Below are 14557 nucleotides of genomic sequence, written 5' to 3'. Positions count from 1 at the left end.
AAGCTCCGCGTTCGACAAGGATTGGACATGAAGGCAATGGCAACCGACAAGCTCCAGCTAGGCGGGGAGCAGCAGGAGGAGCGGCCCGTCGGCCGGGCGATGAAGCGCGGCTTTTTGGGCAAGTGTCCCGCCTGCGGCCAAGGCCGACTGTTTCGAGGCTTTGTAAAGTCCGTGGATGCCTGCGCCGCCTGCGGCGAGCGGATGGACCATCACCGTGCCGACGACTTTCCTCCCTATATCGTCGTGACGATCGTCGGTCATGTGGTGCTCGGCGGCTACATGATGACGGATCTGGTCCTGCCGCTTTCCACCTGGCAGCACCTGGCGGTCTGGGCGCCGGTGACGCTCGTTAGCGCGCTCGCCCTGATGCAGCCCGTCAAAGGCGCGGTCATCGGGCTGCAATGGGCGCTGAAGATGCACGGCTTCGGCGGGCACGAAGACCGGCCGGAAGATGTTCTCCCCCCGCGGGATCCGTCGGCATGAGGCCGGATCGCGGCAGCGCCAGCCCCGCTCAATCGCAGACCGGGGCACCCAAGCATCCGCTGCTCAGGCCGCGCGACGCGGCGTCGATCATGCTGCTCGACCGCTCCGGCAAGCGTGTGCGCGTGTTGATGGGAAAGCGCCACAGCGCCCATGCCTTCATGCCGGACCTCTATGTCTTTCCGGGCGGCCGCCGCGACCCGACGGACCATCGGCTGGGATTTTCCGGCGATCTCAATCCGACCGTGTTGCGTGCCCTGACAACAAGCGAGGGGCGCCCCATCACCGACGGGCGCGCCCGAGCGCTGGCTCTCGCAGCGGCGCGAGAACTCTTCGAGGAGGCGGGCGTTTGTCTCGGCCGACAGCTCAATCCGTCAGGCGCTCCCCTTCCCTTTCTTCCGGATCTCACAAACTTGCGCTATATGGCGCGGGCCATCACGCCGCCGGGACAATCAAGGCGGTTCGACACGCGCTTCTTTGCGGTCTTCGCGGATGAAGCCGAGATCGATCCGTCCGAGGTTCTGGACAGCCGGGAGCTTCAGGATTTGCAGTGGATCGATGTCAACGACTTCTCCTCCCTCCAGGTGCCGGAGATCACCGCAATCATCCTTGCGGATCTGAGAAGTGGGCTCGAATCGGATGCCTCGCTCCCCGCTGAACGGTCAGTGCCGTTCTATTTCACGCGCCGCGGGCGCTTTCTTCGCACGCTTCTCTAGGGATCCTGTCGAATGTCGAAGCCGCCGTCCGGCACATCTGCGCCGGTTGACGAAATTCACTGGCCTTCGCTGGCCGCGGCGCTCGCGTCGATCACCGCCGTCGGCATTGCGATGGGTCTGGGCCTTCCGCTGCTCAGCATCATCATGGAGAAGCGCGGCATCGCGCCAACGCTGAACGGGTTGAATGCTGCAATGGCCGGCATCGCATCGATGGCAGCAGCTCCGTTCACAATGAAATTCGCCCATCGTCACGGCGTTGCGCCGACCATGCTGCTGGCGATCGTTTTCGCGGCGGCAAGCGCGCTCGGCTTCTACTACGTCACGAATTTCTGGCTCTGGTTCCCACTTCGAATCGTCTTTCACGGTGCGATTACGGTTCTCTTCATTCTCTCGGAATTCTGGATCAATGCCACTGCGCCGCCCAACAAGCGCGGCTTCGTGCTCGGCATTTACGGCACGGTGCTCTCACTCGGCTTCGCGAGCGGCCCCCTGCTCTTCTCGATTCTGGGCAGCGAGGGCGTGCTGCCCTTCGCCGTCGGCGCGGGGGCCATCCTGCTTTCCGCAATTCCGATCTTTCTCGCGCGCAACGAAAGCCCGGCCCTCGACGAGAAGCCGAAGCGCCATTTCATGCGTTACGTCCTCCTCGTGCCGACCGCTACCGCCGCCGTCTTCATTTTCGGCGCGGTGGAATATGGTGGCCTTTCGCTCTTCCCGATCTTTGGAACACGCGCCGGCTTTACCGAATCGCAGGCGGCTCTGCTCCTGACTGTCATGGGCATCGGCAATTTCATCTTTCAGATCCCGCTCGGCATGCTGTCCGACCGTGTAAAGGATCGTCGTACGATCCTGTCGGCACTGACCTTGATCGGCTTCGTGGGTGCATTGTTTCTGCCGATGCTGGTCGAAAGCTGGTTCCTCATGGCGCTTGTGCTTCTGTTCTGGGGAGGATGCGTCTCCGGCCTCTACACGGTCGGCCTCAGCCATCTAGGCGCCCGTCTTCAGGGGGCCGACCTCGCGGCCGCCAACGCAGCCTTCGTGTTCTCATACGCCGTCGGCACTGTAGCGGGACCGCAGGTCATCGGCGCGGCAATGGACGTCACAGGTAATGACGGCTTTGCCTGGGCTATTGCCGGCTTCTTCGGGCTTTACGTTGTGCTTTCGCTCGTCCGCATCGTTTTGAAACCAAAACGGCCTTGACTTTTCGGCCGCGATTTGTAGTTTCGCGCCAACTTGACCGTGGCCCGCAACCGGTTGTCCACGGCTTTCATCTTTCTATAAAGGCAGGACGACCATGGCGAAAGCTACCACCATCAAGATCAAGCTGCTGTCGACGGCCGACACCGGCTACTTCTACGTCACGACCAAGAACAGCCGCACGATGACGGAAAAGATGACGAAGACGAAGTACGATCCGGTCGTCAAGAAGCACGTCGAATTCAAGGAAACCAAGATCAAGTAAGATCACGTTTCGGTTCGACCCGACGAGCGCCGGCCGCAAGGTTCGGCGCTTTTTCTTTGGGCGCGCTATCGCGGCCGGCGACCTTCGCCCGGGTTGCGTCTGACAAGCTGTGCAGATTGTAGATCGGAAAGGAAAAACGCCGCCTCCTTCGAAGCGGCGTTCCGAAAGGGGGTCGGCTGGCTCCGACTGCGGCACGAGGAATCCGCGGATGTCGGAATCCAGCCGACCGACCCCACGACCCAGGAGATGCGGCGGACCTGAGCATCATGGGGTAACCGATCGATCGTGGAAGTCTCACTTCCTTTATATCAGCATTGCTTGAAAATAAAAAAAAATCAACGAATTCTTAAGCACCGAAACGCGTTGCTCGGTGTTTGGTTAATTCTGTCTCGTATTCGGACAAATCCGAACCCGCCGCTCTATGGAAATGCTTGCCCCAGCATCTGCGACGCCGCAGAAGATACAACTTATAAGTAAGCTGACAAGGTGCGTTTGGGTGAATGTTCCAGTCTGCACTACGTCGAACGGCGAGGCCGGAGGCCACCGGCAAGCGTTGCTTGCCAAATTGGGCTTACGCGGCCGCCGCGACGACCCGGTTGCGCCCGTTGCTCTTGGCTTGGTAGAGCGCCATGTCGGCGCGCTTCAGCAGGGCTTCCGGCGTATCGTCCCCAGGCCGCAGGGTGGCGATCCCGAGGGACGCCGTGACGCTGAGGACCGTATCGCCCTGCGAAATCCCGAATCCCCGTCCCTCGACCATCAAGCGAAGCCGTTCGGCAACGATCGTCGCCATCTCAGGCGTCGTATCCGGCATGACGATGACGAATTCCTCGCCGCCGAACCGGCAGGCGAGATCAGCGCCGCGCACCGTCGCGCGGACGCGCTTGGCGAATTCGCGCAGAACTTCGTCACCGGCATCATGTCCATAGGTGTCGTTCACCAGCTTGAAGCGATCGATATCGGTGATGCAGATCGAAAGCGGCCGGCCACGCGCACTCGCGCGGTCGATCAGGAGCTTCAGGTGGCTGTCGAGGTAGCGGCGGTTGTGAAGGCCGGTGAGGTCGTCGGTGATCGCCAGTTCGATCGTGTGCTGGACGCTGGCGCGCAGCTGGTCATTGCAGTGCTTGCGGCGGATCTGCGTCAGGGAGCGCGCCACAAGTTCGTTGGGATCGATCGGTCGCATGATGTAGTCCGTCACGCCAAGCTCGAGCGCGCGAACGATCATCTCTTCGCTCCCCTGCTCCGTGACGAGCAGGATGGGGATGAAGCGCGTTCTCTCGAGCGAACGCAGCTGCGAGCAGAGGCGCAGCGGATCGTAGTCGTCGAAGTTTGCGTTGACGATCACCAGGTCGAAGCTGTTCTCGGCGGCTTCGAACAGGGCGGCCTGGGGATCGGAAATCACCGCGACCTCGGCGATCGGCTTCAAGGCGCGCTGGAGCCGTTCCTGCGAGGAGGCGCGGCCATCGACGAGGAGCACGTTGCCGGGCTCATCGGGGCGGTCAGCCTGGGCAAGCTCCCGCAGGCCGATCGTGTGCGCCGTCTGGGCTCTGAGGCGCAGTTCGTCGCTGACATTCTTCAGCCGCACCAGGCTCTTAACGCGCGACATCAATTGGAGGTCATTGACCGGCTTGGTGAGGAAATCGTCTGCGCCGGCCTTGAGGCCGCGCACGCGATCGGAAGGTTGGTCGAGCGCCGTCACCATCACCACCGGAATATGGGCGGTGCGGCTGTTTGCCTTCAGCCTCTCGCAAACCTCGAAGCCGTCCATGTCGGGCATCATGATGTCGAGGAGAACAAGATCGACCGGCCTGTTCTCGCAGATCGCCAGTGCGGCGCGGCCATCGCCAGCCGTCAGGACATCGAAATACTCGGCGACCAGCCGCGCCTCCAGAAGCTTCACATTGGCTGGTACGTCATCGACGACGAGGATGCGCGCAGTCATATCGTCTTTCCCGGCACTCAGGCATCGCCCAGATATGTCTTTATGGTTTCAATGAATTTGGGTACGGAAATCGGTTTGGAAACATAGGCTTCGCAACCACCTTGGCGAATGCGCTCCTCGTCTCCCTTCATGGCGAAGGCGGTCACGGCAATGACCGGAATGACGTGAAGTTCGTCGTCTTCCTTCAGCCATTTCGTCACTTCGAGGCCGGAGACCTCCGGCAACTGGATATCCATGAGGATGAGGTCGGGCCGATGCTTGCGCGCCAGTTCGAGCGCTTCCATGCCGTTGCGCGTCTGGATCGTCGCATAACCAGAAGCCTCAATCAGGTCGCGGAAGAGCTTCATGTTCAGCTCGTTATCCTCAACAATCATCACCTGTTTGGGCATGTCGATCCCTTGCTGTCTGTCGCCGCCTTGCAAGTCCCCTGGAGAGATATAAGCTTCACGAACGGTGACTCGACCCATTTCCTCGGTCGCAAGACTAACGATATTTGGTTGAAAAAGAGGTAACTCCGGACGCCATATGAGAAGAGATTCAAGAACATGAAGAGCGCTGACGAAACGGCGGTCGCGATCCTCAGCTGGCTCGCCGGCGAGCCGGAACTCCTGTCCCGTTTCCTGGCACTGACCGGCACCGATGCCGCTTCGTTGCGCAAGGCCGTGGGTGACCCGGGCTTCATGGGCGGTCTCGTCGCCTTTCTGATGGAGCACGAGCCGACGCTGATAGCGTTTTGCACGGCGACCGAGACCGCTCCGGAGGAGGTCGTCAGGGCCCACCAGGCATTCTCCGGTCCGGCGAACTTCGAGGACATCTGAGCGTGTCGGCCCTTGGCGACATCCGTCTTCGCCACCGGCCGCTGATCGTCGCCGACATCGACGAAGTCGTGCTCGAATTCCTGACGCCCTTCACGGCGTTCCTGGAGGCCCGCGAACACACGCTGCTTCCGCGCTCCTTCCGTCTCACCGGCAATATAATCGATCGTCGCAACGGTGAGGCGGTCAGCGATATTGCGACAAAGGCGCTGCTCGGCGCCTTCTACGCCGAGCAGGACCGTTGGCAGACGCCGGCCAGCGCAGTCATCGAGACGCTGGCAGAACTTTCCGGCGACGCGGATATCGTCTTCCTGACGGCAATGCCGCCCAGTCATGCGGCGGTGCGCCGGGCGCTGCTCGATACGCTCGGCCTTTCCTATCCGTTGCTCGCTTCCGAGGAGCCGAAGGGGCCGCTGGTCAAGCAGCTGCATGGCGGACGAGACCTTCCGCTCGTCTTCGTCGACGACATTCTTCGCAACCTCCGCTCCGTGCGGGAGGAAGTGCCCGCCTGCCTCCTCATCAATCTGATGGCCAATGCGAATTTTCGCGCCCTCGCCCCGCCGCCCGACGCCGGCATGTATATTGCGACGGGTTGGCCTGAAGCGGCCAAATTGATCCGCGACCACTGGAGCGCCGCCAGGAACGGTTGATCGTCGCGCAACGCGGCCGGCCGCAATCTGCGTGAGCATCCTCATTGCCTCAAGTCCAGTCGCATCAGCGGCCTGCCGTCCTTGCGTCGCGCCACGGTATCGAAGCCCGCGGCATCGAAAATCGCCGTCGAGCCGATATAGAGCGCCACCGATTTCGGCTGCTTGCTGTGATCGATCGGGCAGGCGTCGAGATAGTGCGCGCCACCTTTACGCGCGTGATCGATCGCCGCGGCGAGTATGCGGTGACTTAGTCCCTTGCCGCGCAGGGGCGATGAAAGGAAGAAGCAACTTACAGCCCAGACGCCAGCGTCCTCGGCCTCACGCTCTTCCAGTGGCCGCGAACATGTGCGGAGACCATTGAATTGCGGCACATCGTAACGAGGCCCGACCTGAACCCAGGCGACCGGCTTTCCCTCGCAATAGCCGAGGATACCCGGCGGCGGGCCGGCTTCGATGCGGGCGCGAATGAACTCCTTACGATCCTCGGCCGACATGTTGCCGCGGATCCTGTAGGGTAGCCGCAGGGCCACGCACCAGCAGCCGCAATACGCCCCCTTCGGGCCAAAGAGCTTTTCGAAATCCGGCCAGAGTTCTCCTGTCACCGGCGCAAATTGCAGGGCGATATTATCCACTATGGCCTCCGATCGCCGCCTTGAGACTCACTAGCGTAGAGCGTAAAGTCGCCGCGTTCAACATTTGTTCCGGCCATGCCCAGCGCTGCACCGTTTTCCGGCTTCTGCCGAGACTGCCTCAAGGAAATGGCCGCTGCGGCACGACGCTGCGTGGCCTGCGGCAGCCCGCGGCTTCTCAGTCATGCCGAACTTTATAACCTGACTCTGGCGCATATCGATTGCGACGCCTTCTATGCGTCGATCGAGAAGCGCGACAATCCGGAGCTGGCCGACAAGCCGGTCATCATCGGCGGCGGCAAGCGCGGCGTCGTCTCGACCGCCTGCTACATCGCCCGCATTCACGGCGTCCGCTCGGCCATGCCGATGTTCAAGGCGCTCGAAGCCTGCCCGCAGGCCGTCGTGGTCAAGCCGAACATGGAGAAATACTCGCGCGTCGGGCGCGAGATCAGGACGATGATGCTCGAACTGACGCCGCTCGTGCAGCCGCTGTCGATCGACGAGGCTTTCCTCGACTTGAACGGCACCGAGCGGCTGCATCATGATCCACCCGCCCGCACGCTGGCGCGCTTTGCGAGGCGGGTCGAGCAGGAGGTCGGCATCACGGTCTCCGTGGGGCTCTCCTACTGCAAATTCCTCGCCAAGGTCGCCTCCGATCTACAGAAACCGCGCGGCTTCTCGGTCATCGGCCAGGCCGAGGCGGTCGACTTCCTGAAGGAGCGGCCGGTCACGCTGATCTGGGGCGTCGGCAAAGCCTTTGCCGCGACCCTCGAGCGGGACGGCATCCGCACGATCGGGCAGCTGCAGACGATGGAGGAAGCGGATCTGATGCGCCGCTACGGCTCGATGGGTCAAAGGCTCTATCGCCTGTCGCGCGGCCAGGACGAGCGCGTCGTCGAGACCGATGGCGAGGCAAAGAGCGTATCTTCGGAGACAACCTTCAACGACGACCTGTCGCGTCCGGAAGAGCTCATTCCGCATCTCAGGCACCTGAGCGAGCAGGTCGCGCTACGGCTGCGCAAGTCCGAGCTTGCCGGGCAGACCGTCGTCCTGAAGCTCAAGACCGCGGACTTCAAGCTCCGCACCCGCAACCGTCGGCTCGAAAGCCCGACCCGCCTCGCCGACCGGATCTTTCGTGTCGGCCTCCAACTGCTCGAAAAAGAGGCCGACGGGACGATATACCGGTTGATCGGCATCGGCGTCAGCGACCTCACCGACCCCGATCTCGCCGATCCGCCGGATCTCGTCGATCCTCTGGCGACGAGACGGGCGGCCGCCGAAGAAGCGATCAACAAACTGCGCGACAAGTTCGGCAAGTCCACCGTCGAGACGGGCTATACCTTCGGCCAACGCCGACGCGATCAATAGTGCATGAACCTCTCGCGATCCGGCGCCGCGGCGCCGGATCTCGTTTCAATTCGTTAAATATTGAACTGTATCCTCGCTCGATAGGTCCGGCGCGCCAGCTCAACCTCGACGCGCACGGCAAGACGACAGATCGAAGCGCGGCAGGGTATGGTTGCGCTTCATGGTCGGGTTGAGGGTTTGTATTGCGTATCACTCTCAGGATAGGACTGGCCGTCCTCATCGTGTCGGCACCTTCCGCCTTGGCGGCCGGCACGAAGGCGCCGCTGCAGATCGTCGTATCGAGGCAGCATCAATCGCTCGTCGTCTATGACGGCGACACCGTGGTCGCCACGTCAAATATCTCGACGGGTAAGCGCGGTCATACGACACCGACGGGCATTTTTTCGATTCTCGAGAAGCGCCGCCATCACAAATCCAACATCTATTCCAATGCGCCGATGCCGTTCATGCAACGGCTCACCTGGTCCGGCATCGCGTTGCATGGCTCGAACCATGTGCCGGACTACCCGGCATCGCACGGCTGCGTGCGCCTTCCGGGCAAGTTCGCCGCCGGCCTGTTCAAGATGACCCAACGCGGCATGCATGTGGTGATCTCCGATCGTCAGGTAACGCCCGTCGAAATCGTGAGCACGATGCTGTTTCAGCCGAACCAGGCGCGCCCACCGGCGCCGCCGATGTCCGACGTACCCCTCCGGCCTGCCATCAGCCATTTCGACGGAGGGCCCGTCGAGGTCGCCATGACGGACAGACGTCCCGCGCCGGCGCTGCTTGTTCACGACCAGCCGCCCATTCGAATCCTCGTCACTCGGCGTGGCAGGCAGGAGACGATGCGCGATCTCCAGATGCTCCTGACCACCCTCGGCCACGACGCCGGCGAGCCGGACGGACACAGCGGCCCCATGACGCTTGCTGCGATCCGCTCCTTTCAAACGGCAGAAGGCTTGCCGATAGACGGCATAGCGACCCCGCAACTGATCGAGGCGGTCTATCGCAAGGCTGGCCGGGACATGCCGCCGAACGGCGTCCTTCGTATCCGCCGCGCGTTTCACCCGCTTTTCGAGGCGGAGATCGCGATCGACAAACCCGAACTGGCGCTCGGCACACATTTTCTGCAGTTCCAGGATACCGACGCAGCAACCGGCCAAGGCAAATGGTTCGGCATGTCGCTGGACAACGCGCTTTCGAAGGCCGCCAAAGATCGACTGGGAATCACGATCGAGGCCGATCCCACGGAATTCAACACCCTTCAGCGGACCTTGAACCGCCTGACGGTGCCTGACGAGGTGCGCCGGCGCATCGCGGCCCTTCTTGCGGATGGGTCGTCGTTTTCGATCTCCGACACCGACACGGGACTGGAGACCGGCGAAGGCACCGACTTCATCACCATGACGCGTTCGGTAAGCGGCCGCTGACAGTCCCTGGCTGGTTCGTTCTCTATACGAGCTCGACGTCCACAACGCCTGGCGCGGATCGAAGGGCGGCGGCGATCTCCGGCGAGATGCGATATTTCTCGCTGAGCTCGACCTCGATCTCCCGCTGCCCGTTGTCCTTGATGACGATGAACGAGACGAGGCCGTCTCCCTTGGCGTTAAGGTGCGAGGCGATCGAACGCAAGGGGCCGCAATCGCGCACATAGACGCGCAGCGCCTTCTGCATCTGCAGCGATTCTTCTTCGAGCGACCGAAGCGTGCGGATGCGTAGGCCGATCCCTTCTGGCCGCTCCTCCGCATCCACGGTCATCACCAGCGATTTGCCGGCCTCCAGCAGATCGCGATACTGGTTCAGCATTTCCGAGAAGAGCACCGCCTCGAACTGGCCTGACGCGTCAGAGAAGGCAACGATGCCCATCTTGTTGCCGGTGCGCGTCTTGCGCTCCTGCTTCGATGTCACGGTGCCGGCAAGCCGGCCCGCACTCGCCCCTTGCTTAACCGCCGCCGAGAAATCCGTGAAGGTCTGCACGCGCATCTTCGCCAGGAGCTTGTTGTAGGTGTCGAGCGGATGGGCGGAAAGGTAGAAGCCGAGCACCTGGAACTCCCGGTGCAGCTTCTCCGAGGCAAGCCAGGGCGTATAGGTCGGCAGCGCAATCTTCTCCGGCCCTGTCGCCGCTCCGGCGCCGAACATGTCGCTCTGGCCGCTCAGCTTGTTTTCCTGGGCCCGCTGCGCGAAGCCGAGGACGCGGTCGAGCCCGCCGATCAGTTCGGCCCGGTCGTAGCCGAAGCAGTCGAAGGCGCCGGCGGCGATCAGGCTTTCGAAGACACGCCGGTTCAGGAGCTTCGGGTCGATCCGCAGGCAAAAGTCCTCGAGGCTTGCGAAGGGACGGTCGCCGCGAACGGCGACGATATGGTCGACGGCGGATTCGCCGACACCCTTGATGGCGGCAAGCGAGTAATAGATGCGGTTGTCGCCGGTCTCGAAAGGACGGAACGAGGTTTGCACCGAGGGTGCAATGACCTGGATGCCGAGCCGCATCGCGTCCTGGCGGAAATCGTTGATCTTGTCGGTGTTCGACATGTCGAGCGTCATCGACGCCGCCAGGAACTCGACCGGATAGTGCGCCTTCATATAGGCGGTCTGGTAGGAGACGATGGCGTAGGCGGCCGCGTGCGACTTGTTGAAGCCGTAGTTGGCGAACTTGGCGAGCAGATCGAAGATCAGGTCCGCCTGCGGCTTTACCACGCCATTGCCGACCGCGCCTTCGACGAAGCGGGCACGCTGCTTGTCCATCTCCTCCTTGATCTTCTTGCCCATGGCGCGGCGCAGCAGGTCGGCCTCGCCGAGCGAATAGCCCGACAACACCTGGGCGATCTGCATCACCTGTTCCTGATAGACGATAACCCCTTGAGTCTCCTTGAGCAGATGGTCGATTTTCGGATGGATCGATTCGATTTCCTCTTCGCCATGCTTGCGGGCGTTGTAGACCGGGATATTCTCCATCGGACCCGGCCGGTACAGCGCGACCAGCGCGATGATGTCCTCGATGCAGTCGGGCCGCATGCCGATCAGCGCCTTGCGCATGCCGGCGCTTTCCACTTGGAACACCCCGACCGTCTCGCCGCGGGAGAGAATCTCGTAGGTCTTCGGATCGTCGAGCGGGATACTGGCAAGATCGACCGCAATGCCGCGCTTTGCGACGAAGTCGACTGCCGTCTTCAGCACCGTCAGGGTCTTCAGACCAAGGAAGTCGAACTTGACGAGGCCGGCCTGCTCCACCCATTTCATGTTGAACTGGGTGACCGGCATGTCGGAGCGCGGGTCGCGATACATCGGCACCAGTTGCGACAGCGGCCGGTCGCCGATGACGATGCCCGCCGCGTGCGTCGAGGCGTGGCGGTAGAGGCCCTCGATCTTCTGTGCGATGTCGAGCAGCCGGCCGACGACCGGCTCCTTTTCCGCCTCTTCCTGAAGGCGCGGCTCCTCCTCGATCGCCTTAGACAGCGGCGTCGGGTTGGCCGGATTGTTCGGCACCAGCTTGCAGATCTTGTCGACCTGGCCATAGGGCATTTCCAGCACGCGTCCGACGTCACGCAGCGCGGCGCGCGCCTGCAGCGATCCGAAGGTGATGATCTGCGCCACCTGCTCGCGGCCGTATTTTTGCTGGACGTAGCGGATCACCTCTTCACGGCGGTCCTGGCAGAAGTCGATGTCGAAGTCTGGCATCGACACGCGCTCCGGATTGAGGAAGCGCTCGAAGAGCAGCGAGAAGCGCATCGGATCGACGTCGGTGATCGTCAGCGCATAGGCGACCAGCGAGCCGGCCCCCGAGCCGCGGCCCGGGCCGACCGGGATGTCATGCTGCTTCGCCCATTTGATGAAGTCCGCAACGATCAGGAAGTAGCCGGGGAACTTCATCCGCTCGATGACGCCGAGTTCGAAGGCCAGGCGCTCGCGATAGTCCTCTTCCTTGTAGCCGGGCGCCATGCCAAGCCTGGACAGGCGCTGCTCCAGCCCCTCGTCCGCCTGCCGGCGAAGCTCCGCGGACTCGGCGCGCTCGGCCTCCACCGGATCGTCGGAGGCGCCGGTGAAGCGCGGCAGGATCGGCCCGCGGGTCTTCAGCATGAAGGAGCAGCGGCGGGCGATCTCGACGGTATTTTCCAGCGCCTCCGGCAGATCGGCAAAGAGCGCCGCCATCTCCTTGCGGCTCTTCAAATAGTGATCCGACGTCAACCGGAATCGGCGATCATCGGAGACGACGGCGTTGTGGGCAACGGCCATCAGCGCATCATGCGCATCATAGTCGGCCGGAGACGGGAAGAAGGCCTCATTCGTCGCAACGAGCGGTATGTCGTAGCGATAGGCAAGGTCGACCAGGCGATTTTCTTGGCGTCGATCGTAACTGCCGTGCCGCTGCAGTTCGACATAGAGACGATTGCCGAACAGCTCGACCAGCGCCTTGAGGCGCGCCTCGGCCAGGGCGGCCGAGCCGGCTTTCAGCGCCAGGTCGACGGGGCCACTGCCGGCCCGGTCAAGGCAATCAGACCATCGGTGCCGCCAGCCACAAGCCAGGAGCGCGTTATCCGCACCGCCTGATGACCTTCGCCTTCGAGATAGGCCCGGCTGACCAGGTCGACAAGGCGTGTATAGCCCGCGTCGGTCGCAGCAATCAGGACGATCGAAGGCAGCTTGGCGAGTTGCTGCGCATGGCTGCGCCGCTCCCCCTCCGCCTCGTCCTCCATGTCGATGGCGAGTTGGCAGCCGATGATCGGCTGCAGTCCGTCGTCCGCCGCCTTCTGGGAGAACTCCAGCGCCGCGAACAGGTTGTTGGTATCGGCAATGCCGATGGCCGGCTGCTCGTCGGCCACCGCCTTGGCGATGATCTTCTTCAGCGGCAGCGCGCCTTCCAGCAGCGAGAATGCCGAATGCACGCGCAGGTGAACGAATTGCGGATCCACGCCCGCCGCGCCCTGCCCAATGCTTTCGTTGCCTGCCATTGCCGCACTCCGATTCTTGTCCGGTGCGGAGGATATCCTGTTTCCGGCCTCGACTGTCCAGCCTTACCGCAAACCAGGTATCTTTTTACCCGGCCGCGCTTCGAAGGACGGAGCCGAGCCGGGCAGCGATCACATACCGAGCGCGATCACCGAAATGCTTGCGATGAAAAGGGTCATCGAGGCGAAGGCAGCAAGATCACGGACGAAATCAGTCATAACATGGCTCCTTTCGGCTATTGTTCTTTTTTTGTTCTATTTTTGTTCAATAGTCAAGCAAGCGCGCATGAAACGCCCGCTATTCACAGGCTATGGTTAATGCAACCACGGCGATCAGCCCCCTCGCTTCATTGGCAGACACCGCGACCGGTCGAATCGATTAAGATCGTGGGCGTCCACAGCAGGGGCAGTGCGCCACCTCTCCTCTTCAAGGAACGCCCATGAGAACGGTTCTGCTTGCAGCCTGCCTGTTATTTTCACCGACCTTCGCCCTTGCCGCCGATTCTATCGATCCGGCTCGAATCGTTTCGGCCGCGACCGGCGACTGGAACAAGGACGACGCAAGCGATCTCGCTCTGCTCGTCTCACCGGCCGAAGGCAGCGACGAGGAGAACGCCGTCTATCTCTACCTCACCAATGACGTCGGCAGGTTGGTGCTGAAGTCGCGGGCCCCGAACAAGGTTTGGGGACAATTCGATCTCTACGGCCAGGCACCATTCGTCAACGCTCTGCCGAACGGCTCGATACAGATCACCTCGCACAACGACACGATCGGCCGCCACCGCTGGGAGCAGACGCTGACGATTGCCTATCGCAGCTCCGATTTTGTCGTCGCCGGCTATACCTATTCGTCCTACGACACGCTCGACCTGGAGAACACTGTGCAGTGCGACTTCAACGTTCTGAGCGGCAAAGGCACGGCGAACGCGAAGCCGATTCGAGCAAAGGGCGCCACCGTTCTGCTCAAAGACTGGAGCGACGCGATCGGCCAGAAGGCCTGCGGCACTGAATAGTCCTTTTCCGCCGTATGTTCCCTTTTCGTTCTTTACAACCGAGCCCTGTTAAGCCATTCTCCGCCTGCAATCGGAGGGAGCGCTCATGGTCGGCATCGCGGAACTGACGGATTTCATCGTCGAGGCGAAGGCGAGCACCTATGTCGGCGATGGTGCAAAGCTTCCGGCCTGCCGGCCGGGCTCGCATGACATCGGCCACCAGCGCGGCTCTTGGCGCTATCTCGACAGCTATTTCGGCGGGACCGACTTTGCCGGCCAGGAAGCGGTCTGGCACGACGACAAGCCATGCTGGGCCATGAACTACTTCGGCCGGATCATTCGCCCGGAACTGATCGATGCGCGCCGGGCGGGCGCCGTCATCAAGGCCGCGCTGCAGACGATGTATCGTGAAAAGCGCCACTTCCTCGGCGGCATGGAATATCAACACGCCTATGGCTGCTATATCGACAGCAGCCGCGGCGCGACCGACCACTTTTCCGGCCGCGAGACCATCTTCGTCGATGGCGAAGAGGCCTATGAGCTCGATTACCGCGGCGGGCTGATCGTGCCGTGAGCTTCCTCCG

Annotated in this window: 15 protein-coding genes; 10 read left to right on the top strand and 5 right to left on the bottom strand. The window is 62.3% G+C overall.

Features of this window, described 5'->3' with window-relative positions:
- Positions 1-27: 27 nt before the first annotated feature.
- The 4 genes from N181_RS07875 to rpmG all read left to right on the top strand — a co-directional run bounded on the left by N181_RS07875 (position 28) and on the right by rpmG (position 2655).
- Positions 28-483 carry a DUF983 domain-containing protein gene (locus N181_RS07875; protein ID WP_014328016.1) on the top strand — a complete coding sequence of 152 codons (456 nt, stop codon included), beginning with the start codon at positions 28-30 and terminating at the stop codon, positions 481-483.
- 89 nt (positions 484-572) lie between these two features.
- The gene (locus N181_RS07870) at positions 573-1196 is read left to right on the top strand and encodes an NUDIX hydrolase (protein ID WP_234818612.1); all 624 of its coding nucleotides are present in this window, start codon (positions 573-575) and stop codon (positions 1194-1196) included.
- A gap of 12 nt (positions 1197-1208) precedes the next feature.
- Positions 1209-2393: an MFS transporter gene (locus tag N181_RS07865; RefSeq protein WP_037399472.1), complete on the top strand. Its 1185-nt coding sequence runs from the start codon at positions 1209-1211 to the stop codon at positions 2391-2393.
- A 94-nt stretch (positions 2394-2487) separates the two neighbouring features.
- Positions 2488-2655: a 50S ribosomal protein L33 gene (rpmG, locus tag N181_RS07860; protein ID WP_012707650.1), complete on the top strand. Its 168-nt coding sequence runs from the start codon at positions 2488-2490 to the stop codon at positions 2653-2655.
- 571 nt (positions 2656-3226) lie between these two features.
- Here the strand turns inward: rpmG and N181_RS07855 are convergent.
- Entirely contained in the window at positions 3227-4594 is a 1368-nt protein-coding gene (locus N181_RS07855; RefSeq protein WP_037399469.1) for a PleD family two-component system response regulator, read from the bottom strand.
- Positions 4595-4611: 17 nt separating this feature from the next.
- Positions 4612-4983 (bottom strand): response regulator, encoded by a 372-nt coding sequence (locus tag N181_RS07850; protein WP_003537642.1) that lies wholly within the window; start codon positions 4981-4983, stop codon positions 4612-4614.
- A 156-nt stretch (positions 4984-5139) separates the two neighbouring features.
- On the opposite strand from N181_RS07850, the gene N181_RS07845 reads away from it, so the two are divergent.
- Entirely contained in the window at positions 5140-5412 is a 273-nt protein-coding gene (locus N181_RS07845; RefSeq protein WP_014328012.1) for a DUF3572 domain-containing protein, read from the top strand.
- 2 nt (positions 5413-5414) lie between these two features.
- On the top strand, positions 5415-6059 hold the full coding sequence (locus N181_RS07840) for a hypothetical protein (RefSeq protein WP_014328011.1): 645 nt from the start codon (positions 5415-5417) through the stop codon (positions 6057-6059).
- Between the two features lie 41 nt (positions 6060-6100).
- Here N181_RS07840 and N181_RS07835 read toward each other — a convergent pair whose 3' ends face one another.
- Positions 6101-6691: a GNAT family N-acetyltransferase gene (locus N181_RS07835; protein WP_037399467.1), complete on the bottom strand. Its 591-nt coding sequence runs from the start codon at positions 6689-6691 to the stop codon at positions 6101-6103.
- Between the two features lie 75 nt (positions 6692-6766).
- Between N181_RS07835 and N181_RS07830 the strand changes: the two genes are divergently transcribed.
- Together N181_RS07830 and N181_RS07825 are read left to right on the top strand one after the other, a co-directional pair.
- Complete coding sequence (locus N181_RS07830) at positions 6767-8056, top strand: DNA polymerase IV (RefSeq protein WP_014328009.1); 1290 nt, start codon at positions 6767-6769, stop codon at positions 8054-8056.
- Positions 8057-8238: 182 nt separating this feature from the next.
- On the top strand, positions 8239-9468 hold the full coding sequence (locus N181_RS07825; RefSeq protein ID WP_014328008.1) for a L,D-transpeptidase family protein: 1230 nt from the start codon (positions 8239-8241) through the stop codon (positions 9466-9468).
- 22 nt (positions 9469-9490) lie between these two features.
- Here N181_RS07825 and dnaE read toward each other — a convergent pair whose 3' ends face one another.
- Together dnaE and N181_RS35495 are read right to left on the bottom strand one after the other, a co-directional pair.
- Positions 9491-12466: a DNA polymerase III subunit alpha gene (dnaE, locus tag N181_RS07820; protein ID WP_425353304.1), complete on the bottom strand. Its 2976-nt coding sequence runs from the start codon at positions 12464-12466 to the stop codon at positions 9491-9493.
- Between the two features lie 17 nt (positions 12467-12483).
- Positions 12484-12984, bottom strand: a complete 501-nt coding sequence (locus tag N181_RS35495) for a PHP domain-containing protein (protein WP_425353303.1) — start codon at positions 12982-12984, stop codon at positions 12484-12486.
- Positions 12985-13421: 437 nt separating this feature from the next.
- On the opposite strand from N181_RS35495, the gene N181_RS07815 reads away from it, so the two are divergent.
- Positions 13422-13994 carry a hypothetical protein gene (locus N181_RS07815; protein ID WP_014328006.1) on the top strand — a complete coding sequence of 191 codons (573 nt, stop codon included), beginning with the start codon at positions 13422-13424 and terminating at the stop codon, positions 13992-13994.
- Positions 13995-14079: 85 nt separating this feature from the next.
- Positions 14080-14547, top strand: a complete 468-nt coding sequence (locus tag N181_RS07810; RefSeq protein WP_014328005.1) for a DUF5680 domain-containing protein — start codon at positions 14080-14082, stop codon at positions 14545-14547.
- The last annotated feature ends 10 nt before the right edge of the window (positions 14548-14557 follow it).

The organism is Sinorhizobium fredii USDA 205 (assembly GCF_001461695.1).
GTDB lineage: Bacteria > Pseudomonadota > Alphaproteobacteria > Rhizobiales > Rhizobiaceae > Sinorhizobium > Sinorhizobium fredii.
Note: the sequence above shows the minus strand (reverse complement) of the source record. Positions and strands in the feature narration are given on the sequence as shown.

Coding starts and splice junctions, on each gene's coding strand:
- N181_RS07875 (WP_014328016.1), top strand. CDS start 28: ATGAAGGCAATGGCAACCGACAAGCTCCAGCTAGGCGGGGAGCAGCAG.
- N181_RS07870 (WP_234818612.1), top strand. CDS start 573: ATGCTGCTCGACCGCTCCGGCAAGCGTGTGCGCGTGTTGATGGGAAAG.
- N181_RS07865 (WP_037399472.1), top strand. CDS start 1,209: ATGTCGAAGCCGCCGTCCGGCACATCTGCGCCGGTTGACGAAATTCAC.
- rpmG (WP_012707650.1), top strand. CDS start 2,488: ATGGCGAAAGCTACCACCATCAAGATCAAGCTGCTGTCGACGGCCGAC.
- N181_RS07855 (WP_037399469.1), bottom strand. CDS start 4,594: ATGACTGCGCGCATCCTCGTCGTCGATGACGTACCAGCCAATGTGAAG.
- N181_RS07850 (WP_003537642.1), bottom strand. CDS start 4,983: ATGCCCAAACAGGTGATGATTGTTGAGGATAACGAGCTGAACATGAAG.
- N181_RS07845 (WP_014328012.1), top strand. CDS start 5,140: ATGAAGAGCGCTGACGAAACGGCGGTCGCGATCCTCAGCTGGCTCGCC.
- N181_RS07830 (WP_014328009.1), top strand. CDS start 6,767: ATGCCCAGCGCTGCACCGTTTTCCGGCTTCTGCCGAGACTGCCTCAAG.
- N181_RS35495 (WP_425353303.1), bottom strand. CDS start 12,984: ATGGCAGGCAACGAAAGCATTGGGCAGGGCGCGGCGGGCGTGGATCCG.
- N181_RS07815 (WP_014328006.1), top strand. CDS start 13,422: ATGAGAACGGTTCTGCTTGCAGCCTGCCTGTTATTTTCACCGACCTTC.
- N181_RS07810 (WP_014328005.1), top strand. CDS start 14,080: ATGGTCGGCATCGCGGAACTGACGGATTTCATCGTCGAGGCGAAGGCG.